This is a genomic window from Streptomyces nigrescens (assembly GCF_027626975.1).
GTDB lineage: Bacteria > Actinomycetota > Actinomycetes > Streptomycetales > Streptomycetaceae > Streptomyces > Streptomyces nigrescens.
In genome coordinates this window covers 4,602,712-4,626,733 of sequence record NZ_CP114203.1, presented here as the reverse complement: position 1 = coordinate 4,626,733, position 24,022 = coordinate 4,602,712, and the positions used below count along the sequence as shown (strand labels likewise).

Annotated in this window: 16 protein-coding genes, 3 tRNA genes and 5 pseudogenes; 19 read left to right on the top strand and 5 right to left on the bottom strand. The window is 71.5% G+C overall.

The genetic code is table 11. The features are described 5' to 3' along the window. Positions 1-6: 6 nt before the first annotated feature. The gene (locus tag STRNI_RS41385) at positions 7-918 is read right to left on the bottom strand and encodes an SSI family serine proteinase inhibitor (protein WP_338149752.1); all 912 of its coding nucleotides are present in this window, start codon (positions 916-918) and stop codon (positions 7-9) included. A gap of 240 nt (positions 919-1,158) precedes the next feature. Between STRNI_RS41385 and STRNI_RS20645 the strand changes: the two genes are divergently transcribed. The 3 genes from STRNI_RS20645 (at position 1,159) to STRNI_RS20635 (ending at position 2,347) form a co-directional block, all read left to right on the top strand. Then, a tRNA-Ser gene (locus STRNI_RS20645) sits at positions 1,159-1,249 on the top strand. A gap of 610 nt (positions 1,250-1,859) precedes the next feature. Then, on the top strand, positions 1,860-2,090 hold the full coding sequence (locus tag STRNI_RS20640; RefSeq protein ID WP_277411774.1) for a hypothetical protein: 231 nt from the start codon (positions 1,860-1,862) through the stop codon (positions 2,088-2,090). 184 nt (positions 2,091-2,274) lie between these two features. Next, positions 2,275-2,347, top strand: a tRNA-Arg gene (locus tag STRNI_RS20635). A gap of 78 nt (positions 2,348-2,425) precedes the next feature. Here STRNI_RS20635 and STRNI_RS20630 read toward each other — a convergent pair. Beyond that, positions 2,426-3,113, bottom strand: a pseudogene (locus STRNI_RS20630) (site-specific integrase); the annotation flags it as partial. Here STRNI_RS20630 and STRNI_RS20625 point away from each other — a divergent pair. From STRNI_RS20625 to STRNI_RS20590, 8 genes and pseudogenes are all read left to right on the top strand, one after another. Beyond that, positions 3,114-3,227, top strand: a pseudogene (locus tag STRNI_RS20625) (NUDIX hydrolase); the annotation flags it as partial. 56 nt (positions 3,228-3,283) lie between these two features. Then, positions 3,284-3,733 (top strand): annotated as a pseudogene (locus STRNI_RS20620) (UTRA domain-containing protein); the annotation flags it as partial. Between the two features lie 581 nt (positions 3,734-4,314). Then, entirely contained in the window at positions 4,315-4,491 is a 177-nt protein-coding gene (locus STRNI_RS20615; RefSeq protein WP_266446780.1) for a hypothetical protein, read from the top strand. A 597-nt stretch (positions 4,492-5,088) separates the two neighbouring features. Beyond that, positions 5,089-6,132, top strand: a complete 1,044-nt coding sequence (locus STRNI_RS20610; RefSeq protein ID WP_159487248.1) for a hypothetical protein — start codon at positions 5,089-5,091, stop codon at positions 6,130-6,132. Between the two features lie 286 nt (positions 6,133-6,418). Next, positions 6,419-7,123, top strand: coding sequence for a PepSY domain-containing protein (locus STRNI_RS20605; RefSeq protein WP_277411772.1), 705 nt, complete (start codon positions 6,419-6,421; stop codon positions 7,121-7,123). Between the two features lie 783 nt (positions 7,124-7,906). After that, a complete protein-coding gene (locus STRNI_RS20600) occupies positions 7,907-8,374 on the top strand; it encodes an effector-associated constant component EACC1 (protein WP_277411771.1) in 468 nt (155 codons plus the stop codon). 2 nt (positions 8,375-8,376) lie between these two features. Further along, positions 8,377-9,048 (top strand): annotated as a pseudogene (locus tag STRNI_RS20595) (caspase family protein); the annotation flags it as partial. 279 nt (positions 9,049-9,327) lie between these two features. Then, positions 9,328-9,537, top strand: a pseudogene (locus STRNI_RS20590) (hypothetical protein); the annotation flags it as partial. Between the two features lie 709 nt (positions 9,538-10,246). Here the strand turns inward: STRNI_RS20590 and STRNI_RS20580 are convergent. Next, positions 10,247-10,957 carry a nucleoside/nucleotide kinase family protein gene (locus STRNI_RS20580; protein WP_277411770.1) on the bottom strand — a complete coding sequence of 237 codons (711 nt, stop codon included), beginning with the start codon at positions 10,955-10,957 and terminating at the stop codon, positions 10,247-10,249. Positions 10,958-11,135: 178 nt separating this feature from the next. Here STRNI_RS20580 and STRNI_RS20575 point away from each other — a divergent pair. Continuing rightward, positions 11,136-11,209, top strand: a tRNA-Met gene (locus STRNI_RS20575). A gap of 61 nt (positions 11,210-11,270) precedes the next feature. Here STRNI_RS20575 and STRNI_RS20570 read toward each other — a convergent pair. Beyond that, positions 11,271-12,071: an NAD(P)H-dependent oxidoreductase gene (locus tag STRNI_RS20570; RefSeq protein ID WP_018089824.1), complete on the bottom strand. Its 801-nt coding sequence runs from the start codon at positions 12,069-12,071 to the stop codon at positions 11,271-11,273. Positions 12,072-12,142: 71 nt separating this feature from the next. Between STRNI_RS20570 and STRNI_RS20565 the strand changes: the two genes are divergently transcribed. From STRNI_RS20565 to STRNI_RS20555, 3 genes are all read left to right on the top strand, one after another. Next, the gene (locus STRNI_RS20565) at positions 12,143-13,216 is read left to right on the top strand and encodes a GlxA family transcriptional regulator (RefSeq protein ID WP_381844018.1); all 1,074 of its coding nucleotides are present in this window, start codon (positions 12,143-12,145) and stop codon (positions 13,214-13,216) included. Positions 13,217-13,586: 370 nt separating this feature from the next. Then, positions 13,587-14,528, top strand: coding sequence for a DUF2797 domain-containing protein (locus STRNI_RS20560; protein ID WP_159489210.1), 942 nt, complete (start codon positions 13,587-13,589; stop codon positions 14,526-14,528). A 562-nt stretch (positions 14,529-15,090) separates the two neighbouring features. Beyond that, on the top strand, positions 15,091-15,966 hold the full coding sequence (locus STRNI_RS20555; protein ID WP_277411768.1) for an amidohydrolase family protein: 876 nt from the start codon (positions 15,091-15,093) through the stop codon (positions 15,964-15,966). Between the two features lie 149 nt (positions 15,967-16,115). Here the strand turns inward: STRNI_RS20555 and STRNI_RS20550 are convergent, their stop codons facing one another. After that, entirely contained in the window at positions 16,116-16,658 is a 543-nt protein-coding gene (locus STRNI_RS20550) for an NADPH-dependent FMN reductase (RefSeq protein ID WP_277411767.1), read from the bottom strand. Between the two features lie 610 nt (positions 16,659-17,268). Between STRNI_RS20550 and STRNI_RS20545 the strand changes: the two genes are divergently transcribed. The 4 genes from STRNI_RS20545 (at position 17,269) to STRNI_RS20530 (ending at position 23,940) form a co-directional block, all read left to right on the top strand. Continuing rightward, entirely contained in the window at positions 17,269-18,024 is a 756-nt protein-coding gene (locus tag STRNI_RS20545) for a response regulator transcription factor (RefSeq protein WP_026169666.1), read from the top strand. Between the two features lie 192 nt (positions 18,025-18,216). Further along, complete coding sequence (locus tag STRNI_RS20540; protein WP_277411766.1) at positions 18,217-19,965, top strand: sensor histidine kinase; 1,749 nt, start codon at positions 18,217-18,219, stop codon at positions 19,963-19,965. Between the two features lie 250 nt (positions 19,966-20,215). Continuing rightward, positions 20,216-21,535, top strand: a complete 1,320-nt coding sequence (locus STRNI_RS20535) for a bifunctional glycosyltransferase family 2/GtrA family protein (protein ID WP_277411765.1) — start codon at positions 20,216-20,218, stop codon at positions 21,533-21,535. Further along, on the top strand, positions 21,532-23,940 hold the full coding sequence (locus STRNI_RS20530; protein WP_277411764.1) for a mannosyltransferase YkcB-related protein: 2,409 nt from the start codon (positions 21,532-21,534) through the stop codon (positions 23,938-23,940). Before STRNI_RS20535 ends, STRNI_RS20530 begins: the two co-directional genes overlap by 4 nt. Positions 23,941-24,022 lie beyond the last annotated feature (82 nt).

The following is a 24,022-nucleotide window of genomic DNA, read 5'->3' as shown; positions in this document are numbered from 1 at the left end:
ACCGGGTCATGAACTGGTCGACGGGAGCAGGGGTTCGAAGGTGCTCCAGCGGCTGATCTCACACCCATTGGTGCGTCGGAAATCCGCGTTGACGGGGCGCCCCGCCCAGGTCCCGCTGACATGGGCGGTGGCCGGGCCGCCGTAAATCATCGTGCAGTTCACCCCCTGCGGCACGGGCGCGAAGGGGTCCCGGCCCCACCGCGTCATCCCGTCCAGCTTCTTGCATGCCTTCTTGGCCTGGGGGTGGTTGCCGCGCGCGGGGTGGCAGTACAGCTCGAAGGTGCCATCGGTGGCCGCCGAGCCGGTGCCGCGGACGGTGAGCGTGAGGTGATCGACGGAGGAGAGATCCGGAGCCGGGACGCCCTGACCGGTCGGTGGGCGGTGGCCGACGGGGCCGGGCTGGGTTGCGGGGACGGGCTGCCCGGCGGGGCCGCGCTGGCCGGCCGGGGCGTCGTTGCCTGCGGGGGCGGGCTGTGTGGCGGGGGTGTGGTGGCTTGCCGGGGTGGGCTGTGCGACGGGGGCGTGGTGGCTTGCCGGGGTGGGCTGTGTGGCGGGGGTGTGGTGCCTCGCCGGGGCGTGGCGGCCTGCTGAGCCGGGTTGGGCGGCCGGGGCGTGGTGGCCGACGCCGGTGATGCCGTCCCCGGACCGGACGTGCGGCAGCGGGATCGGGGCGGCCGACGCGGCGGGCGCCGCCAGGGCCAGCGCGGTGGCGGCGGAGAGGACGGACAGAGCGGCGGAGGTGGCAGCGGCGGCGGAGAGACGGGGTACGGCGGTGCTGGCGGAGGTGGCGGAGAGGCGGGGGACGGCGGTGCTGGCGGAGGTGGCAGCGGTGGCGGAGAGGCGGGCCACGGCCTTGGTGGTGGCGGTGGCGGCGGTGGCGGCCGCGGTGAAGAGGGACGACGTCCGGCGGTACGGCATCACAGGCTCCAGAGGCGAGTGCGGGGCGGTACGCGGTACGTACACGCCGGGGGCGCACGACAACGCATGCCGTCGCGGCCCCGACACCTCTAACGCTCCGCCGCCCCCGACGTTGCGCTGCAGGAACGTCTTTGCCGGGTGGCCCACGCGCCTAGTACCGTAGGGGGCGATTGGTGACAGCCCTTGGGGCTGTGCCATTATCTGGACACGCCACAGCGTGCATGCGCGCGTGGGGTGTGTGGAGGCGTCGCCTAGTCCGGTCTATGGCGCCGCACTGCTAATGCGGTTTGGGGTTTACCCCCCATCGAGGGTTCAAATCCCTCCGCCTCCGCTCCTCTTCGTTCAGGCCCCGGTCTTCACCAGACCGGGGCCTGAACGCTTTTCCGGGCTTCTGCGGGTGTGCGCCATCTGGTCGCTTGCTGGCGGCGGGGCAGCGGTCGGGCGGCTGGGTGGGCGGTGCGGGCGCCCGGTGGCGGCTGGGTGGTGGCGCGGAGGCCCGGCGGCGGCTGGGTGGTGTGGGCATCCGGTGGCGGGGGCGGCTGGCGGAGCTGCCCGGTGATCCGGCGGCCGGCGCCAGCCCGGTGATCCGGTGGCGGCGCCAGGCCTGGCGTCCTGCCCAACCCTCGGTGTCGGTGTTGCCTGCTCCCACGCCTTCCGCATCCCGTGCCGCCCGGCCCCACGCCCCCCGCATCCCGGCCCGGCCACCCGACCGGCCCCGTCGCGGATCACACCGGTCACACCGCCGGCACCTCCGCCCGGCCACGTCGACGGAGGTACGCACGCCTGGCGGCCGCCCGAGCGGCGCCGTCCGTCGGCGGACGGCGATGGGCCGGACCGCGCAACGACTGGCCGGGAAGCCCCGAGGGTCATGCCCGCCTCGTCCGAGGGGAGGGCATCGCCCTGCACACACCCCAGAGGTCCCCCACCACAAGCCCACGGAAGTGGCGCGCGTCACAGCCGGCGTCGAACTCCGCGTCCTCGAACTCGGCGTCCTCGAAATCGACTGCGACACCCTCCCCGCGGAAACCCGCGAGGCCATCGTCGCCACCCACCCGCGCCCCGACTTCAACCGCCGGAGCCTCCACGCCGTCCACGCCGGCTCGGCCCACCGCCCCCGGGTCATGTTCGGCAATGTGAAGGCCGACGTCCTGGACCGCTTCGAAGAGGGCTAAACCCGCCCGGACTTCGTCCGGATCATCGAGGACTCCCCCTGGCCCCAGTAGCCCCGAAACCCCCGCCACAAGGGCGTTTCCCCAGGTCAGAGGCGCTGCGGGCAATGGATTTCGCCTCACGGCGCAGGTCATGTAATGTTGTTCCCGCAACGCCGACCGGCAAGAAAAACCGCCGGAAAGCCAAGCGCTCGTAGCTTAACGGATAGAGCATCTGACTACGGATCAGAAGGTTGCAGGTTCGAATCCTGCCGAGCGCACAGCAGGTCAAAGCCCCCGCCGGGTAATCCGGACGGGGGCTTTGTCGTGCCGTACAGCAGCGAAGTACAGCAACCGGGTCAGCCGGTACCACCCATCGCCTCAGAGAGCTTGCCCAAGGCCGAGCGGACCTCTTCCTCACTCGCCTCGGCGTAGACCTCCATCGTCATCGCGATCTGCGAGTGCCGCAGGATGCGCTGAGCGACCTTGGGGCGGACGCCGAGGGCGACCAGGAGCGAGCTGCAGGTGTGCCGGGTGTTCCGCAGCGGAATGACCCGGAGGCCGGCCCGGCGAGCTCGCAGAGCGAACATCCGCGTCAGGTTCCCCGGCTCGATCGGCGTGCCGTACTTCGTTGTGAAGACCAGGCCGTGACTGTCCTGCCAGAGATCACCAGCCGCCTTCCGATCACCGGTCTGCTGAGCGCGCCGCATCCAGAGGGCTTTGAGGCAGAGCGCCGGTAGCGGCAGGAAGTCGTCCGACTCCTCGGTCTTGGTCTCACGGTGGAGGATCTGACGCCCCGCCCGCTGGATCTGGTGGTCCACGTACAGTTCACCCGCCTCGAAGTCGACGGACTTCCAGGTGAGGCCCAGCACCTCCCCGCGGCGGAGCCCGAGGCACAGCACGAGCACCCAGGCCGCCAAGAGGGGATCCTCACGAGTCACCCCGTCCGCGAGGAACTGCCCCAGCTTCGACCGCGGACCACGGCTTGACCCGACGGCGCCTCGGCTTGGGCACCTTCACCAGGGCGGCGAGGTTCTTCCCGATCTCGAGGTGGCCGAGTCCATGTCCGAGGTCTACGCGGTCCGATTCTTGGATGCCCTGGATGGTGCGGGACATCACGTACGGAGCCATGACGGCAAGCGGCTGACGTCGGTGCGATAGAACTTTCTCTACTTCATCAAGGCTCGCTGCGCTCGCTACCCGCCGCCGGGGTAGGGGCTGAGATCGCGTCGCGCCTCGGTATCGGCGAGGGCGACCTGTGCGTCCGCACCGTGTACGAGTTCCTCGCCGACGGCAAGCCGATGCAGCTGTCGACGAGCTGGGAGCCGTACGACCTCACGGCCGGCACCGTCGTCGTCCTCCCGGAGGGTGGGCCGCACGCCGGGGTGGGCGTGGTGAATCGCATGGCCGAGATCGGCATCACGGTCAGCCACGCTGTGGAGCAGCCGGAGCCGCGGCAAGCGAATGCCGAGGAGGCGTCGCTCCTCGGCATTCAGAAGGGCAGCCTGGTCACGCACATCCGGCGGACGTACTACAGCGACCAGGGGAGGCCTGTGGAGACAGCGGACATCGTCGTCCCCGCCGCTCTGTGCGAAATCGTCTACGAGATTCCCATCAGTCGTTGGTGGGGCCGGGCACTCGCAGCGGCGATGTTGTCGCACGGCTAGCGCACCAGAAGAGCACCAGTTGCAGCGGAGAACCGCGGTCAACGGCGGTTCGATCCGAGGGTTCGCGGCAGCGCACCGGCGAGCTGTTCTGTCTGGTCAGCGCACGTAAGTGAGGCAAACCGGCGGTAATTCCCAACTCATGTCGTTGCTGCCTGGACTCAAGGTAGGTTGCGCATCATGTCCGACGACCCACCCCTCTGTCCTGAGTGCGATCAGCCCTTGAAGGCTGGAGGCTTCGTCCTCTCCGGCCGGGAAGACGGTGGCCCGCGAGCCTGCCGCATGCTGTGGCGGTGCTCTGGCGGGCACGCTTGGTGGAAGTGGGCCGACCGTCCCGGCGACCCTCTGGAGCATTGCCCCCACCCGCAGCTGTTCCAGTCCTGACAACTAAGGCTGACATCAACGACGCCGCACATCCGCATCTCCCTGAGTGACCCGGCACAACACGAAGCCCCAGGTGCACGGTGGCGGCAGGGAACCAGCGGGCGAACTTGTAAAGCGGCGGTCAGCCACGCGTCCCGGTTCCAAGTAGCTGGCTCCGTCCACAGGGACCGGCCCGGTGCCCCGTCGGAAAGCTTGCCAGCATGCCTGATGACATTGTTTTGCGCCTCGACCGCGCCAGCGCCGAGGATCTCCACGAGGTGCTGTGGCTTGTAGGTGAGCACATCGCAGCCGGCGTTCCTATCCCGGAGCTGCCCAGTGAGGCAAACGAACGGCTGGGGCGAGGGATTAGCTCGTTGCGCGACTCGCTGGACAAGTGATGGTCCTGTTGGCGCCCTTGTGAGATGCGCCGTACAGCAGCGAAGTACAGCAACTCCAGCAACCGCCAGCCCCGAGCATCGGTCGCCATGCTCCTCCCCACAGCCTGTATGGCCTTCAATGACCGATCTCTTCAGAGCTACGGATCAGAAGGTTGCAGGTTCGAATCCTGCCGAGCGAACAGCAGACCAGAGGCCCCGCCGAGGACTCGGCGGGGCCTCTGGTGTTTCTCGTGACGGCGGTGGTTGACGGCAACCGCCTCAGGAACTCTCTTCCAGAATGCCTGTGGGTAGATTCCGGCGATCCGTGATACAAACCCGCATAAATCGGATCTGGCGTTGATCGATAGATGGCCATAGTGATTCGTTGTTGGCCGGTTCCTGAAGATGGGTCAGCTCTTCAGCTCAGTGGCTAGTAGGGCCCTGGCCGGCTGGAGGTTGGTTTCGCCTCTCACCGTTGGGTGGCGGGAACCCGTGATTCGGCGTGAGCGGTACATGTGCGGTGGCAGGTGGCCACGAGGTTTGGCGATACGCCTCCGTGGTTGGTGTGGCGGCGGCGACAATGAAGCTCTTGTTGCTGCGGTTGCCGGGGGGCGACTCATGGTCGAACAGGTGTTAGCGATCTTCACGCAGATGGCGAGCGGAACGGCCGCGGCAGTCGGGGCCGAGGTGGGCCAGGCCGTGTCGACGATCGTGCGCGATCGCCTGGGGACAACCGAGCGGGGCCGTACGGCGATCAGCACCGTCGACACCAGCCCCACCGACCCTGCGGCTGTCGCGGAGCTGAGGGACGTGATCCAGGCGGAGGTGGCCGCCGACCCGCACTTCGCCGAGCGGATTGCCCTGGCCCTGGTTGGTCCGCCGCCCGCGTCCGCACCAAGCGTCAATGCGGGCATCTCGTTCGCCAACAGCCAGGTGCGGGGCCGGCCCATCATCTCCATGGCGGGTGTGAGCATCAGCAATACCCGCAATGTCCGTTTCTCCCTGCTCGCCGCGGCTCTCGTGCTGGTCGCACTGGTGGCGCTGGGCCTCTATGGCGGGGTGCGGCTCTTCAACGGCGGCGGTTCCCCCGAACAGGGCGGAGGTGGGTCCGGAGATTCCGCGACGGCCATCAAGGACGCGACGCTGGCCAAGAAGATCTTTCCCGGCCTGGACAGCCTGCCGACCGGCTGGAGCGTGCGTGCGGGAAATCCCAAAGAGGTGAAGTGTGGAACGGGGCGTGCGATGTGCAAGGACTCGCTGCTCGACGTCCAGACTTCCTACACCCCGAGCTTCGACTTCGACCAGGCGCAGATCGAGGTGGTGACCTACGGGAGCGTCGGAGCGGCTGCCGCCGGATACGCGGAAATCAAGCGGCAGAACGCGGACTTCGGGTCCACGCCGAAGCCGGTGGCCATGTCGAACGTGGGCGGAGACGAATCCGCCGCCGTCGAATGGGCCAACAGTCCGACGCCCGGGATCACCGAGGCGACCGGCGCGTTCGCGGCGGTCCGGGTGGGGACGGTCGTCATCAATGTCGTCATGCTGGACAAGGGCGCCGGCGGCACGGACCTGCGCATCCTCCAATCCTTCGCAGCGACTACGACAGCCCGTGCCCAGCAGGCACAGAACGGTGAGGCTCCCAGCGCCGTCATGACGCACTAGCCAGTGGTGCCGGCTTGCCTTCGCCAAGCCTCAGACGCGATGCCAACGCAGTCAGTGCAGCGACCTGCAGGATTCTCGCCCCTCCCGGCCATGTACGAGTCAAAGTCACAGGAGCACCTCTGTGGTGCGGCCGGGAGGCAGTGGGAGTTCCGGGGCTGGGGCCTGAAGGGGGTTTCAGGGTTTCAGGTTGTGTTCAGGTTCGGGTCGGCACTGTGGTGGATGTCGGAAGGGCGCGACAGGCCCGCCGGCGGAACAAGACCGCGACATGATCCGGAGGAACGTCCTCATGAAGGCCACCGCCAAGCGCACGCTCACCCCTCGCGCCGTCGTCCTCGCCACGGCTGCCGCTGTCGCACTGATCGGTGGCACGGGTGCCGCGACCGCCTTCGCGAACGACGACGGCGGCCCGGCCCCGCAGTCCTCGGTCCAGCTCCCCCACAACGAGCGCCACCTCGACGACACCGCCAAGGACCGCGCGCAGGTCAAGGCCGACAAGATCAGCCAGTCCCAGGCCACCGCCAAGGCCCTCCAGACCGTCCCCGGCACCGCGACCTCCGCCGAACTCGACAACGCCGACCGCAACGGCTCCCTCGTCTGGGAAGTCGACGTCTTCGGCAAGGACCACAAGAGCCACGACGTCACCATCGACGCCGGCAACGGCAAGGTCCTGAGCCAGCACACCGACCGCGACGACGACGCCGCCCAGGACGCCGCCGAGACCCAGGCCCTGCTCAAGGCCGACAAGACCGGCCACGACAAGGCCACCGACAAGGCCCTCAAGGCCGTCCCCGGCACCGTCGTCTCCTACAGCCTCGACGACAACGACCACAACGGCTCCACCATCTGGGAGGTCGACGTCCTCGGCAAGGACCACAAGAGCCACGACGTCACCATCGACGCCGGCAGTGGCAAGGTCCTCAACCAGCACATCGACCACGACGACAACGACAGCCAGGGCGACAACGACGGCGACGACGGCGATGACGACTGATCAGGTATCAGGAGCCTGGATGAAGGTCGCTGCTTCTTGGGCGACGTGGCAACAACCTGTCACTGAGTCATCCCCTGGGAAGGGAGACCTGTCACGCGGCTCATGCCACGCCCAATTCCGCTCCAGGAGTAGTGGGTTCCTGCTGATGTCGTAATGCACAGAGGCTGAAGCCCCCGCCGGGTCGTCCGGGCGGGGGCTTCGGCGTGCCGTAGGGCAGTGAAGTGCAGCAACCGGGGCGGGGCCGGTGCCGCCGGTGGGCGGCCAGGAGAGTCTGCAGAGAGCCGAGCCGGGCCTCTTGCTCGTTCGGCTCGGCTCGGCCTGGGGCGGGTGGTCGCGGGGGTCTTATAGCCCGCTGCTGCCCGCCATGGGAGGAGCGGGGCGGTAGTGGTTGATCAGGCCTGCGTGTTGGTTGGGCCGGGCGGCTCGGTGGGATTCAGAGTGGTCGAGCCGGGGGCGCCGTCCGTGCAGCAGGAATGAGGCGGTGCGGGAGGCCAGACGGCTGAGGGGGGTCTTCATTGGTCCTCCGTTCGTAGTGCCATGTACTTCGAGGGTACGGAACGCCGGGTGCGTGTGAAGCGATCTGAGCCAGAATTGAGGGTGCATGGCGGGACTTGCCGATCGCTGGTGATGCGTGCAGTGGTTCGCGCGGGTGGTGGGGCCTGACTGTAGGTCAACTTTGCGTGGTGGGTGTGTTCTTGTGCGGTGCGGGCGGGTGTCGCGGGGTGGTGTCGGGTGGGCGTCGCGCGGGTCGGGAATGGGGTATCCGGGCCTGTGGAAAACCCGGTGGCCGGGGAGGTGCGCTTCTATGATGTGGGCCTGGAGCGGCGGCGACGGAAGGGGCCGGGGCGGGTGGAGGTCAACCTGTCGTTCGGAGGGGGCGCGGCGGATGCCGAGGAGGCCGGGCTCGCGGAGTCGGCGGCGTCCTTGTACCGCTGGCTGGTGGCCGAGCCCGAGCTGCGTGGTCAGGTGGAGGTGTCCCTCGGGCCGAGGCGGCCGGAGCCGGGGCACATGGGCGGGGCGCTCGACATCGTCAATGTCGTGCTCGCCAACAGCATTGCTCTGGGCAGCCTGATCACCGCAGTGGCCACCTGGCGGGGCTCGCGCCCCCGTCCGCCGCAGATCCGGCTCGAACGGGACGGTGTGGTGGTGACCGTGCAGGACGGCTCTCCCGAGACGGTCGAGCGGATTCTGCGGGTCTGGAACGAGAGCGGTGCGCCCGCGCCGGCGCCGGCGGACGGAGACAGCGAGTAGCCGTGGCCCTCTTGTCGGACCCGGGCCGCTCCGAGGCCGTATTGGTGGGCGTGCATGACTACGTCCACCTGGAGCAGCTGCCCGCGGTCGCCCGGAATCTGGTGGGGCTGCGGGAGGCGCTGACCGATCCCGCGGTGTGGGGGCTGCCCCTCGAGGCGTGCACGGTGCTCTCGCAGCCCGGCAGTGACACGCAGGTGCTCGACACGGTGCTGGAGCGAGCCGGCAAGGCCCGGGACACCCTGCTCGTCTACTACGCCGGGCACGGACTCACGGACCCGCACACCGACGAGCTCTATCTCGCCCTGCCCGGCTCGGAGCGTGAGCGCATCTACACCTCGCTGCGGTACGAGTATTTGCGCCGGGCGGTGCTGGACCCGCAGGCGGGGCCCCGGCGGACCGTGGTGATCCTCGACTGCTGTTACAGCGGACGTGCCCTGCTCGGGAAGATGAGCGCCAGCGAGCACATCGCGGACCGGGCCATCGTCGAGGGGACCTGCCTGCTGACGGCCTCCGCCGAGACCCGGCCGGCGCTGTCCCCGCCCGGGGAGACGTACACGGCGTTCACCGGTGAGCTGATCACGGCGCTGACCGAGGGCGTTCCGGACCGGCCCGATCCGCTGGACATGGACACCCTCTACCGGCATCTTCGCGGGCGGCTGGCGAGCAGGTCCCGGCCGGTGCCCCAGCAGCGCAATCGCAATACAGGCGGCCGTATTGCGATCGCCCGCAACCGGGCCGCGCAGGAGGGCGGCGTACCGGATGGGGCCGGGCCGCCGTTCCTGGTCGATGTGGAGAGGCTTGCCTCCCGGCAGAGTGAAGCCGAGAAGCGGATCGCGGAGATGGAGCGGCGCGCGGAGCTGTTACGCCTGGAGAGCGAGGCGCTGCGTCAGGAGGCGGAGCGCCGCGCCCTGGAGACGGTGGAGACCGCGCAGCGGCTGGCGAACGCCCTCGCCGCCGCCCCCGACCGGGACGTCCAGCCGTTCTGGTTCGCCGTCCCGGTGTCGCGTCCGCTCATGGGCCAGGACGGCTCCCTGGAGCCGACGGGGGAACTGGTGCCGGGGATCTGGTACCTCGCCGTCGAGCAGCGGGGCCAGGCCCTCGTGGTGCAGACCGAGGACGGCCGCAGGGGGCTGTTGCTCGACGCGGACGGGATCGAGCGCGGGTTTTACGTGGACTACGGGGCAGCCGGGGAGCCGGGCTTCGAGCCGTTCTGGTTCGCGGTCCCGGTGGCCCGCGAGATGCTGAGCGAGGACGGTTCCCCGGAGCCGGTGGCGGAACTGGCGCCGGGAATCTGGTACCTCGCCGTCGGGCAGAGCGACGGGGCCTTCGTGGTGCAGACCGAGGACGGTCGCAGAGGGCTGCTGTTCGAGACGGACGGAATCCAGCACGGGGGCAGCGACGTGGCGGAGAGCCATGCCCGGCAGGCCCTGCGCAAGGCCAAACGTCTGGCCGGGGCCGTGGCGGCCGCGCCGGAGCCGGGCTTCCAGCCGTTCTGGTTCGCGGTCCCGGTGGCCCGCGAGATGGTGCGTGAGGACGGCTCCCTGGAGCCGGTGGCGGAGCTGATACCGGGGACCTGGTACCTCGCCGTCGAGCAGCGGGGACCGGCGATCCTCGCGCAGTCCGCGGACGGCCGCCGGGGGTTGCTGCTCGACACCGAGGGAATTCAGCGGGGGTGATTGTTGGTGCTTGGGCGGGCACGGGGGAGAGAGATTGTTGGTGCTCGGCCGGGGCCCAAGCCTGAGCGCGGTGGACGCCTGGTTGCCGTGACTGTGACCGCGACCGCGACCGCGACGTCTGGCGCGTGGCTGAGGGTGCGGGCGCCGCGGGACGGCGCCGGGGCTGAGGCTGGGGCTGCGGCCGGGGTATGCGTCGTCAGCCTTTGACGTCCAAGACGGCGGCCAGGTGGTCGCGGACGTGCTGGGCCGTGCGGAGGGCGTCGAGGTCGGCGACGTTCACGGTGAGGACGTGCCAGGGCGTGGCGGCGAGCAGGCGGTGGGTCAGGGCGGTTTCGTGGCGCAGGTGGGCGGCGGCCGAGGGGAGGTCGTGGACGGAGCGGGTGCGGGGGGAGGCGGCGAGCTTGGTGAGATACCAGTTCTCCCAGTCGGGGCCCTCGCGGTCGACGGCGCGCCGGAGGGCGGTCGAGGGGTCGTCCTCCACGTAGACCACGGTCACCCGGGCCGGTTCGACGGCGCTGGCCACCTCGCGCAGGAAACGGGCGATGGCGGGCTCGTCATGGCCCCAGGCCACCAGGGACGGGACGAACGGGATCAGGGCGTCGGTGACCAGGACGTCGATCCCGGCGGCGCGGGACTCGGTGACGTAGGCGCGGGTGGCGGCGATCAGGGTCTCGGGGCGGACGCTGTGGGCGCCGCCGGCGAACTCCTCGGCCACGGGGCGGAACGCGGGGCGGGTGAGGATGTCGGCCTCCTGGAAGTGGTCGACGGTGGCTCCGGTGCTCCTCATCCAGTCGGCCAGGGAGCGGCAGAGGGTCGACTTGCCGACCCCCGGGCTGTTGCCGGCCACCGCAATCAGATGGGTGGGGCCTTCCGGGCGGGTGGGGGTGGTGGGGGCGGTGGGAGCCATGGAGTCTGTGGAGTCTGCGGGGGCTGTGGAGTCTGTGGAGTGTGTCGACGTCATGCGGTCAGTTTTGCAAGGGCGGGTCAACAGGGGTGCGCAAGGCGGCAGTTGGGGGTTGGCGGGGTGAGGGGCAGAGAAACGATTAGGCATTGGCCCGGGAGTCGCGTAGTGTTCATTTCACCGACGCGGGGTGGAGCAGCTCGGTAGCTCGCTGGGCTCATAACCCAGAGGTCGCAGGTTCAAATCCTGTCCCCGCTACTGACGCCGCAGGCCCAGTGGAATCACTTCCACTGGGCCTGCGGCTTTTTGTGCGTGCTTTTCATCCGTGGACCGGTGGCGGCGGGGCCGTGTAGTGGACGGCCGGGCCGGTGCGGGGCGGGGGCAGCTGGGCCAGGTCGGGGTGGAGGAGCAGCTCGTCGTCGTAGTCGCTGCTGTTCTGGTGGCGGAACGGGAGCGGCTCGGTGGTGGGGAGGGTGCGCAGGCGCTCGCGCAGACGGGTGGCGGCGGTCGCGTAGGCGGTGGGGGTCATGCGGTCCGCGCCCGGGACCAGTAGGGGCGGGACGACGGAGATCCCGGTGTACCAGAGGGTGCCGTGCTGGAGAGGGAAGAGGAGATCGTTGAGGTCTCCGTTGACACCGCGCGGGCCGAGGGTGGCGGCGCGGGCGCCGGCGGTGGTGATGACCATGGCGCGCTTGCCGGCGAGTTTGCCGTCGCCGTAGCGCTGGGGGCGGCCGGTGGCGGGGTCGGTGATGCCGAAGGCGAAGCCCTTGACGAAGACCCGGTCGAACCAGCCCTTGAGGATGGCCGGCATTCCGTACCACCAGAGGGGGAACTGGATGATCAAGGTGTCGGCCCAGGCGAGCTTGTGCTGTTCGGCGCGGATGTCGGGGGCCAAGTGGCCGTCCGTGTAGGCGCGTTCCGAGGCCTCGCCGATGAGTAGGCGGTCGGCCGGGTCGTGTGCGTAGTCGGCGGCGTCGACCACCGGGTTCCACTTCATGGCGTACAGGTCGGAGACGCGGTGCCGGTGACCCTGGGCGTCGAGGGCGCGGAGGCCCTCGGTCTTGAGGGCGCCGCTCAGGGAGCGCTGGTCGGGGTGGGCGAACAGCCAGAGGACCTTCATGCAGTCCACTCTCCGCGGGGGTGGGACGCCGGACGAGTGGCCCGATGGTCATAGTGTGCAAGGATCGGGCCATGGGTGTCGTGGAGCGTGGCAGCGGGAGCGGTGGCAGTGGTGGGGCCGGGCGGGTGCGGGCCGTCGCGGGGAGCGGGCGGCGGCACCGGGTGGCGGTGCTGGTGCGGGACGGGATGCTGCCGATCGAGGTGGGCATCGTGCACCGGATCTTCGGGGAGGCCCGGTCGGCGGACGGGGAGCCGCTGTACGAGCTGGTGACCTGCGCGTTGGAGCCCGGTGAGGTGCGGACGGACACGGACTTCACGGTGAATGTCGCGCACGGGCCGGAGGCGCTGGCGGAGGCCGACACCGTGGTCGTACCGGCGTTCGGGGCGGACTACGACCTGGGGGCGGAGCGGAGCGCCGGGCGGCTGAGTCCGGCGATGGCCGGGGCGCTGGGCCGGATCCGGCCCGGGGCCCGGGTCGCGTCGATCTGCACGGGGGCGTTCGTGCTGGCCGCGGCCGGGCTGCTGGACGGGCGGCGGGCAACTACGCACTGGCGGTCCGTGGACGACTTCCGCCGGTTGTTCCCGGCCGTCGAACTGGATGCGGAGGTGCTGTACACGGACGAGGGTGAGGTGCTGACGGCTGCCGGGGTCGCCTCCGGGATCGATCTGTGTCTGCACATGGTCCGGTGCGACCACGGGGCGGCGGTGGCCAACGATGTGGCGCGGCGGACGGTGGTGCCGCCACACCGGGAGGGCGGGCAGGCGCAGTACATCCGGCGGCCGATGCCGGAGCCGCAGATCTCGTCCACGGGGGTGGCGCGGGCCTGGGCCCTGGAGCATCTGGACCGGCCACTGAGTCTGCGGGAGCTGGCGGCGCGGGAGTCGATGAGCGTACGGACCTTCACCCGGCGGTTCCGGGAGGAGGTCGGCATTTCGCCGCTCCAGTGGCTGACGCAGCAACGGATCGAGCGGGCCCGGCAGTTGCTGGAGGAGACGGACCTGACGGTGGACCGGATCGCGGCGGAGGCGGGCTTCGGGACGGCGGCCTCGCTGCGGCAGCATCTGCAGTCGGCGTTGGGGGTGTCGCCGCGGGCGTATCGGAGCACGTTTCGGGGGCCGGGGGGTGGGGGTGGGCTGGTGGCTTGAGGGAGTTGGGGGCCTGAGGGGGTTGGGGGCTTGAGGGGCGGGGCTTGAGGGGGAAGTCGGGGAGGGTGCGGCGGGGCGGTGGTGGCCCGGTCGGTGGTGGACCGCCTCGGTGGGGGCTCGTTGGTGGGGCGGGGGATGGTGCTTGGGGCGCGGGCCCCGGGCGGGTGTGGGGTGCGGGCCGAGGGGCTCGGCCCCGGGGGCGCCGCGGTGCCGGGTGCGGGCGGGTGGCGTTGTCAGTGGGTGGTCGTACGCTGGCGGTGTGTGGCGATGTACGGGACCGCGCTGGTCGGGCGGCGGGCCGGGGTCGGGGCCGGAGGGGCGGTTCGGACAGCGGCTCGGCTGGTATTGCGCCGAGCGGGGCGAGGGGCGGGTGAGCCTGCTCCCCGCGGGCAAGCGGCTGGCCTTCGCCGCGCAGGGCGAGCGGCTGTGTCTGGGGGTGTGGCGCGCCGGCCGCTGGATCGTGTGCCCGTACGGTGCGGTGCTCGACGGTGCGAGTGCCAAGGATCAGTGTGCGCGGTGCGCCCAGTTGGACCGGTCGCGTTCGGTGGCCGCGGACACCATGGCCGACGATCCGCGTCCGTACGGCGTCTATCTCGCGTACTTCGGTCCCGGTCTCCTCAAGGTGGGGATCACGGCCGCCGAGCGCGGTCCGGCCCGGCTCGTGGAGCAGGGGGCGGTGGCGTACGCCTGGCTGGGGCGGGGGCCCCTGATGGCGGCGCGGCGGGCGGAGGCGCTGCTGGGGAGTGCGCTGTCGGTGCCCGACCGGTTTGCGAAGGCGGCCAAACGGGCGGCGCGCGGGGTGCTGCCCCCGGTGCCGGAGCGGGCCGCCGAGCTGGCTCAACTGCATCGCGCAGCAAGGCAATTGGCGGGCTGGCCGGAGACGCTCGAACCGGTGGAGTTCGCCTGTGCCGACCATACGGAGCTGTTCGGGCTCGACCGGATTCCGGGTGAGGTGGCGGAGCTGGGCGGGATGACGCCCGGGGCGGAGATCGTGGGGGAGGTGCTGACCGGGGTGGGGGCTGATGTGTATCTGCGGTTGGCGGGGGTGGGGGCCGAGGTCGGGGTCGGGGTCGGGGTCGGGGTCAAGGCTGGGGCCGTTGCTGGGGCCGTTTCCGGGGCCGGGGAGCGGGAGAGGGGCGCTGGGGCTGGTGGGGTTGCCGGGGCGGTGGCGGTGATGGATGCGCGGCTGTTGTCGGGGTGGGTGCTGGGGCCCGCCGTGGGAGAGGCGACGACGGTGCCGGTGCGGGCCGCAGCGCGCGGGGCCGGGGAGCGGGAGCGGGAGGGGATGGGGGGCCAGGAGGGGTTGTTCTGAGGTGGGTGTGCCTGGGGGAGTCGGCCGGGGCGGCCTGGGGGAGTCGGCCGGGGCGGCCTGGGGGGAGTCGGCCGGCGCGGGATAGTCCGGCTTGCCGGGGCCGTTGCCGGGTCCCTTGCCGGGCCCTTCGGGGCGCCGGTGGTGCGGTTGGCGTTGAGCGGAAGGCGGCTGAGAGGGGTTGTTTCGGGCCGGGCGGGGGCGTTTAGATGCCGGGTGCAGGTAGTAGAGGGTGGGCTGGTGGGCTCAGCGGGCCGCTGTGTGGGCTACACGGGGGCGTGGGACATGCGGGTGCGCTGGTCATACGGGCATGTGGGACATGCGGGTGCGCTGGTCATGTGGGCGGGCGGGCCATACGGGTGTGTGGGCCTCACGGGCCGGGCGGTCCTCCGGGGTGCCGGGTTGCCCTGTGCCCGGTTGCCGGTGTTGGGTGCCGGGTGCCGGGGGCGCGTTCGGCAGGTAGGCGTCGGGCCCGGGCCCGGATATCTGCGAAGGGGTCGGGCCGTGCCGGTCGGGGCCGTAGGGACGAGGCCGTAGTGGTCGAACCGTAAGGGAGGGGCCCGGCGTGGCGGACGGTGATGAGCGGGTCGGCGCGTTCTGGCGGGAGTTGGGGCTGCCGGGGCTGATCGATGTGCATACGCACTTCATGCCCGAGCGGGTGATGGCGAAGGTCTGGGCGTACTTCGACTCGGCGGGGCCGCTGGTGGGCCGGGCGTGGCCGATCACGTACCGGTTCGAGGAGGACGAGCGGCTGGCGGTGCTGCGCGGCTTCGGCGTACGCGCCTTCACCTCGATGATCTATCCGCACAAGCCGGGGATGGCGCAGTGGCTGAACGGCTGGGCGGCCGACTTCGCGTCCCGTACGCCCGACTGTCTGCGGACCGCGACATTCTTCCCGGAGGACGGCGCCGCGCAGTATGTGCGTGCCGAACTCGCCGACGGGGCGCGGGTCTTCAAGGCGCATGTGCAGGTGGGCGGGTACGACCCGGCCGATGCGCTGCTCGACCCCGTATGGGGAGCGCTTGCGGAAGCCGGGGTGCCGGTCGTCATCCACTGCGGCTCGGGCCCTGCCCCCGGCAAGCACACCGGGCCCGAGCCGATCGGCCGGCTGCTGGCCCGCCACCCCCAACTGCGGCTGATCATCGCGCACATGGGGATGCCGGAGTACGCCGACTTCCTGGACCTCGCACAGCGCTATCCGGGCGTGTACCTCGATACGACCATGTCGTTCACGGACTTCGCCGAGCGGATCGCGCCGTTCCCGCGGGCGGAACGAGGCCGGCTCATGGATCTCGGTGATCGGGTGCTGTTCGGCAGCGATTTCCCCAACATCCCCTACGGGTACGCGCATGCGTTGGAGGTGCTCGCAGAGCTGGAGCTGGGGGAGGACTGGCTGCGCGGGGTCTGTTACGGGAACGCGGCGCGGCTGTTCGGCGTGTGAGCGGCGCGGCGGGCTGTGCGGGCCTCCTTCATGGTGCCGTGAGGGGTGAGGGGTGAGGGGTGAGGGCTGTGGCGGGCCGCCTCGTGTTCAAGTTGCCGTGAGCGAAGGCGGAGTTGAGAGCCCTGTTCAGTGGGTGCGGGGCGGGAACTTCAGGGTGTGAGTGGGGCTGCGGCCGCGGCCAGATGAGACAGGGCCACGCCCAGCTCGGCGAGGGTGGCCTCGTCCGTCACGCGTTCCGTAGTGGGGTCGATCTTCGGGCTGATGGCGGGGATTTCGCGGCAGGCCGCCGTCACGACCTCGCCGGTCATCATCCGCAGGACCTCGCGCAGTTGGGCGTTGGCGTGGTCACCGCCGGTGGGGGACGGTGAGGCGGTGATCACCGCAACCGGTTTGCTGACGCATTCGCCGCTGCTGACCAGCCAATCGAGGGCGTTCTTGAGGGCGCCGGGGACACCGTGCGCGTATTCGGGGCTGACCACGAGCAGGGCGTCGGCGCTCGCAACGGCGGTGCGCAGGGCGGCGACCGGGGCGGGGGGTGTGGCGTCCTCGCCGTCCAGGTCGGGATTGAAGTGCGGGAGCACGCCGATGTCGGCGGTGGCGGCCGGGCCGTCCCAGAAGGTGAGAGCGGAGCGCAGCACCGCACCGTTGGAGGAGCGCGCACGCAGACTGCCGGAGAGGGCGAGGAGTCTCATGGAGCGACAGTACGTGGTCCGGGGCGGGGCGGGACGGGCGCACCGGAGGGGTGGGGAGGGCCTGGCGGAGGGCGTCCGCGGAGGGCGTCCGTGGGGGCTGTCGCGGGGTCAGGGGGAATCAACGAATGTGCAGGTCAGGCCGATTGTCAGTGGCAGGTGCGATGCTTAAGAAGTGGTGATCGACCTGGACCGCGCGGGGGGCGGCCCAGGTCGGTCCACAGTCGGGGGAACGGGGGAACGGGGGGGGGACGGGGGACTGGCTCGGTCGGGCGGGGGCAGGGGGAAGTCCGGCGCGGGGCGGGCCGCCGCAGGGGGAGGGGCGGCGCTGGATGCTGCTGTTGGCGGCAGGCGGCAGGCGGCAGGCGGCAGGCGGCAGGCGACAGGCGGCACGGTGGGCCGGGTGGCCGCTGGCCGCTGGCGGCTAGCGGCTGGCGGCGGGTGGTTGGCTTTTGGCTGGTGTGGTGGGCAGGGGTGGGGTGGGGGCCCGGGGAGGGGGAGAGTGGCACACGGTTTTCTCAGGAGATTCACAGAAAGGCGCAAGGGAGCTCTCACGGGGGCGGGTCAGGCTCCGGGCATGACCGTGACTTCCTCGTCCTCAGTGTCGTTCCGTATGCCGGCTCCGGCGTCGTCCTCCAGGGGCGCGCCAGGGAAGCAGCCGGAGCTGTTGCGGGCCGACGGCAGCCCCGTGCGGGTGCTGGTCGTGGACGATGAATCCTCGCTCGCCGATCTGCTGTCGCTCGCGCTGCGCTACGAGGGCTGGGACATCCGCGCGGAGGGGGACGGCGCCGGTGCGCTGCGCTGTGCCCGTAGTTGGCGGCCGGATGCGGTGCTGCTCGATGTGATGCTGCCGGACATGGACGGGCTGACGGTGCTCGGCCGGCTGCGGCGTGAACTGCCGGATGTGCCGGTGCTGTTCCTGACCGCCAAGGACGCGGTCGAGGACCGGATCGCCGGACTGACGGCGGGCGGCGACGACTACGTCACCAAGCCGTTCAGCCTGGAAGAGGTGGTGGCCAGGCTCCGGGGGCTGCTGCGCCGGGCCGGGGCGGCCGCCGCGCGGAGCGCATCGCGGCTGACGGTGGGCGATCTGGTGCTCGACGAGGACAGCCACGAGGTGTGGCGGGACGGCCAGGAGATCCATCTGACGGCCACCGAGTTCGAGCTGCTGCGCTATCTGATGCGCAATCCGCGGAGGGTGCTGAGCAAGACGCAGATCCTCGACCGGGTCTGGAGCTATGACTTCGGCGGTCAGGCCAACGTCGTGGAGCTGTATATCTCGTATCTGCGGCGGAAGATCGACGTGGGCCGGGCGCCGATGATTCACACCCGCCGGGGCGCGGGCTATCTGATCAAGCCGGGTGGGTAACGGGCCGTGAGCGGGAACTCCCCCGCGTCGGCCGAGCAGCCGGAGCACCCGAAGCAGCCCGGGCCGCCGGAGCAGGGCAGGCCCCCGCAGCCTGAGCACGGCCGGTCCCGGAACACCGACCCCGCACCCCCGTCCACGGCCCCCTCCCCAGGCCCCACGACCTCTCCAGTCCCTGCGACCTCCCCAGCCCCCGTGACCACCCCCACTCCCGCCGCCACCCCCGCCGGCCCCACTCCCGCCCCCCGCCGCCGCTGGTCCCTCCGGACCCGGCTCGTGGTGTCCGCGGTGGCGCTGATCGCCGTCGTCGGGGCCGTCATCGGGACGGTGACTGCCATTGCGCTGCACTCCTATATGCAGCGGCAGTTGGACGGGAAGGTGCACGAGTTCGTGGTACGGGCCCAGCTCCCGCGGCCCCATGAACCGAGCCCTGTGCAGGGCGACCTGGACTTCGTGGCGATGGGTGGTCAGCCCCTTGGCACGGTGGGTGCGCGGGTCGGGACCGGAGGAACCGTCGAGGCCGGGGCGAAGCTGGACAACCCGAGCGGCCCGCTGCCCGATCGGCTGGCGGAGCTGACCCGCGCGCAGCTCGCGGCGCTGAACAAGGTGCCGCGGGACGGCCGGTCGCACACCGCCGAGCTGCCCGGACTCGGGTCCTACCGGGTGGAGTCCGCGCAGAACGGCTCCCTGGTGCTCGGTCTGCCGCTCGACTCCGTGCAGAAGACGGTCGGCACGCTCATCCTCATCGAGGCGTGTGTGACGGTCGCCGGTCTGGTCGCCGCCGGGATGGCGGGCTCCGCCATGGTCGGGATCGCGCTACGGCCGCTGCGTCGCGTCGCCGCGACCGCCACCCGGGTCTCCGAACTCCCGCTCCACCAGGGCGAGGTGGCGCTGCATGTCCGCGTCCCGGCGTCCGAGTCGGACGGGCGTACGGAGGTGGGGCAGGTCGGTGCGGCGCTGAACCGGATGCTGGGGCATGTCGGTTCGGCGCTCGCGGCCCGTCAGGAGAGCGAGACGCGGGTACGGCAGTTCGTCGCGGATGCCAGCCATGAGCTGCGTACCCCGCTCGCGTCGATCCGGGGCTACGCCGAGCTGACCCGCCGCGGGCGGGAGCAGCCGGGACCGGAGACCCGGCACGCCCTGGGGCGGATCGAGTCGGAGGCGGAGCGGATGACGGGGCTGGTGGAGGACCTGCTGCTGCTCGCCCGGCTCGACTCCGGGCGCCCGCTCGCGTATGCGCGCACCGATCTGTCGCCGCTGGTGATCGATGCGGTGAGCGATGCGCGGGTGGCCGGGGCCGGGCACCGCTGGCGGCTGGAGCTGCCCGAGGAGCCGGCGGTGGTGTACGGCGATGCGGGACGGCTGCACCAGATCCTGGTGAATCTGCTGGCCAATGCCCGTACGCATACGCCGGAGGGGACCACGGTGACCGCCCGGGTGCGTGCCGCCGCAGACGCTGCCGCCGGCTGCGGCGGGGTCGTCCAGCTGGAGGTGGAGGACGACGGGCCGGGGATTCCGGCGGCTCTGCTCCCGCATGTCTTCGAGCGCTTCGCCCGCGGTGATGCCTCGCGTTCGCGTGCCGCGGGCAGTACGGGGCTCGGCCTCGCCATCGTGCAGGCGGTGGTGGCCGCGCACGGCGGCACGGTCCGGGTCGGCAGTGAGCCGGGGCGGACGGTCTTCACGGTGACGCTGCCGACGGCGGCGGCCAATTCGACGGCGGCGGCCACCTCGGCGGTGTGGGATGTGGCGGGGCGGAAGTCTCCGGTCCCGGGGCGGAAGCCGCCGGTCACGGGCCGGAAGCCGCCGGTCACGGGCCGGAAGTCTCCGGCCACGGGCCGGGAGGCACCGCCCGCCGGCGGGGAGGCACCGCCCGTCGCCGGCGAGGCGCTGTCCGTCGGCAGGGAGGCACCATCCGCCGACCAGGCCGCACCATCCGCCGACTAGCACCCACCGCCCGCCGACCAGGCCGCAGCGCCCGCCAGCCCGCCAGCCCGCCGGCCCAGCCGCCCCGCCCGCCGACCCAGCCGCACCCCCGCCGGCCCGGCCGGGCCCACGCCCACCCCCAAGAATCCCCAGGTCAACCCACCCTCCCCGCACTCACAGACAGGCTCACAGACAGGCTCACAGGCAGCCTCACAGCCCGGACACAGCCTCAGCACACCGCCGTGACAGCGGGGGTGGCGAGTGTCGTCGCATGACGACGACACAGCCGCCCGGCACACCGCTGGGCTCCCTGCCACCGCGTGAGCATCTGCGGCTCGGCCAGATCGCGACCGTCCTCGATGTGGTGATCCCGGTCTACAACGAGGAGCGCGATCTGGAGCCCTGTGTGCGGCGGCTGCGCGAGCATCTCGCGCGCACCTTCCCGTACGGCTTCCGGATCACCATCGCCGACAACGCGAGCACGGACCGGACGCCGGAGGTCGCCGCCCGGCTCGACGACGCGCTCGAAGAGGTCACCGCGGTACGGCTGGAGCGGAAGGGGCGCGGGCGGGCGCTGCGCACCGTGTGGTCGCTCTCCGAAGCGCCGGTGCTGGCATATATGGACGTCGATCTGTCCACCGACCTCAACGCGCTGCTGCCGCTGGTGGCGCCGCTGATCTCCGGGCACTCGGATCTGGCGATCGGCTCCCGGCTCAGCCGTGGCGCACGGGTGGTGCGCGGGCCGAAGCGGGAGTTCATCTCGCGGATGTACAACCTCATCCTGCGGGGGTCGCTGGCCGCACGGTTCTCCGATGCGCAGTGCGGGTTCAAGGCCATCCGCGGCGAGGTCGCCGAGCGGCTGCTGCCGATGGTCGAGGACACCGGATGGTTCTTCGACACCGAGCTGCTGGTGCTCGCGGAGCGGGCCGGGCTGCGGATCCATGAGGTGCCGGTGGACTGGGTCGACGACCCCCACAGCACCGTGCAGCTCGTGCGGACGGCCACCGACGACCTCAAGGGCGTCTGGCGGGTGGGGCGGGCGCTGGGGACCGGCGCGCTGCCGCTGGACCGGCTCGCCCGGCCGTTCGGGGACGATCCGCGGGACCGTGAGCTGTCCGGCGTGCCCGGCGGGCTGGCCCGTCAGCTGGTCGGCTTCTGTGCCGTCGGCGGTCTGAGCACGCTGCTCTATCTCGGCCTCTACTCCCTCTTCCGCCTCGGAGCGGGCGCCCAATTGGCCAATGCGGCAGCGCTGTTGCTGTCGGCGGTCGCCAATACGGCCGCCAACCGGCGGCTGACCTTCGGGGTACGGGGACGGGACCGGGCGGTCCGTCATCAGGCCCAGGGGCTGGTGGTCTTCGCCATCGGACTGGTGCTGACCAGCGGCTCGCTGGCGGCCCTCGACGCCGCCAGCGGTACGCCCTCGCACGGCACCGAACTCGCGGTGCTGGTGTCCGCCAACCTCGCGGCGACGGTGCTGCGGTTTCTGCTCTTCCGCGCCTGGGTCTTCCCGGACCGCGCGGGCCGGGACGACCTCGCCACCCCGCCGTACCCCTCGCACGACCGGAACGATCTCACCAGGAGCACTCGATGACCCCGCAGCACCGGCCCGGCACGCCGGCCCAGTTGCCGTCCGCCTCACCGGAGGGTCCGCCGGCGTCGGTCACCGCGACTCCGACGCCCGCGACTCCGACGCCCGTGGCACCGACGCCCGTGGCACCGGAGCCGACAGCACGCTGGGCGCGGCCCGCGTTGCTGGCGTTGTTGCTGGTCACGGCGGTGCTCTACCTCTGGAGCCTGTCCGCCTCCGGGTATGCCAACCAGTTCTACTCGGCCGCCGTACAGGCCGGCAGTGAGAGCTGGAAGGCCTTCTTCTTCGGTTCGTCCGACGCGGCGAACTCCATCACCGTCGACAAGCCGCCGGCCGCGCTGTGGCCGATGGCGCTGTCCGTACGGCTCTTCGGGCTCAGCTCCTGGGCGATCCTGGTGCCCGAGGCGCTGATGGGGGTGGCGACGGTCGGGCTGCTCCACGGAGCCGTACGGCGACGGTTCGGTGCGGGCGCCGGGCTGCTGGCGGGCGCGGCGCTGGCGGTGACGCCGGTCGCGGCGCTGATGTTCCGGTTCAACAACCCCGATGCGCTGCTGTGCCTGCTGATGGTGGGTGCGGTCGCCTGTGTCCTGCGGGCCCTGGAGGAGGGCCGGACGAAGTGGCTGGTGCTGGCCGGGGTCTGCTTCGGGCTCGGCTTTCTCACCAAGACGCTGCAGGCGTGGCTGATCCTGCCGCCGCTCGCCGTGGTCTATGCCTGCTGTGCGCCGGTGGCGGTGCGCCGCCGGTTCGGCCAGCTGCTGCTCGCCGGGCTGGCACTCGTGGTGTCCGGCGGCTGGTGGGTGGCGATCGTCGAGCTGTGGCCGGCGGCCTCGCGCCCGTACATCGGCGGCTCGCAGACCAACAGCTTTCTGGAGCTGACCTTCGGCTACAACGGCTTCGGGCGGATCAGCGGCAACGAGACCGGCAGCGTCGGCGGGGGCGGTGGCCGTCCCGGTGGCGGCGGTGGCGGCTGGGGGAAGACCGGGATCACCCGGCTGTTCTCGTCCGACATGGGCGGCCAGATCTCGTGGCTGCTGCCCGCGGCGCTGATCCTGCTGGTCGCGGCGGTGACGGTGCTGTGGCGGGCGCGGCGGGCGGACGCCGCCGAACAGGCCGGTCAGCGGGCGGAGTTCCTGGTCTGGGGCGGCGCGCTGCTGATGACCTTCACGACCTTCAGCTTCATGTCCGGGATCTTCCATCAGTACTACAACATCGCGCTGGCCCCGTACATCGCGGCGCTGGTCGGGATGGGGGCGGCGCTGCTGTGGCGGCGCGGCGGGCGGCCCGCCGCGCTCGTCCTGGCCGGGACGGTGGCGGTGACCGCCGGATGGTCGTTCGTGCTGCTGAACCGGTCGCCGGACTGGCTGCCGTGGCTGCGCTGGACGGTGGCGGCGCTCGGTCTCCTGGCGGCGCTGGGCCTGCTGCTGCCGGTGTGGGCAGGAGGGGCGGCTCGTAAGGCTCATAAGGCCCGTAAGGAAGCAGCGACGGCGGAGGGAACGCCTGCAGCGCCTGGAGTGCCTGGAGTCCCTGGAGCGCCTGGAGCGCCTGGAGGGTCTGGAGGGGCTGGAGAGGACGGAGCGCCGGCACCCGGCCGGGCGCCGGCGGCGGGCGGAGCGGCGCTACGGGCGAGCCGGCGGGTCGTGGTGCTCGCGGCCGGGCTCGCGGTGGTGACGGCGCTGGCCGGTCCGGTCGCGTACACGCTCAATACGGTCAACACGGCCAAGGGCGGCTCGATCATCACGGCCGGTCCCTCGGTACGGGGCGGCATGGGCGGCCCCGGCGGCTTCCCGGGCGGCCGGATGCCCGGCCGCATGGGCGGCGCACCGGGCGCAGGTCAGGGCGGGGCCGCCGGCCAGGCCCTTCCCCCCGGCCAAGGCGGCATGGGCGGCCAGGGCCGGGCTCCGGGCGGCAATCAGGGCAACGGGCAGGCCGGGAAGCAGGGGCAGTTCCCCTCGCCGGGCGCCCAGGGGCGGCCGGGCGCCCGGCCGGGCGTCCCCGGCGGCCGGGGCGGCTTCGGCGAGGGCGGTGCCGGCCGGATGCGCGGTATGGGCGGGCTGCTCAACGGCAGCAAGGTGAGCGACCGGGCCAAGGCGCTGCTGGAAAAGGACGCGGACGACTACACCTGGGCCGCCGCGGCGATCGGCTCCCAGAACGCGGCGAGCTACCAACTCGCCACCGGGAAGCCGGTGATGGCGATCGGCGGCTTCAACGGGAGCGATCCGTCGCCGACCCTCGCCCGGTTCAAGGAGTACGTCGCGGACGGGAAGATCCACTACTTCCTCGCGGGCGGGCAGGGCGGCCCCGGTGGCGGCCGGGGCGGCTCGTCGAAGATCACGTCCTGGGTGGCGAAGACCTTCCAGAAGGTCACCGTCGGCAGCGCCACGTTCTACGACCTGACCCGGAGGGTGTGACCGGGGAGGCGTGATCGGGTGGGGCGCGCCCCGGCAGGCCCGCCCCACCAGTCAGCCGAAAACAAAATGTACGGCGTATAAC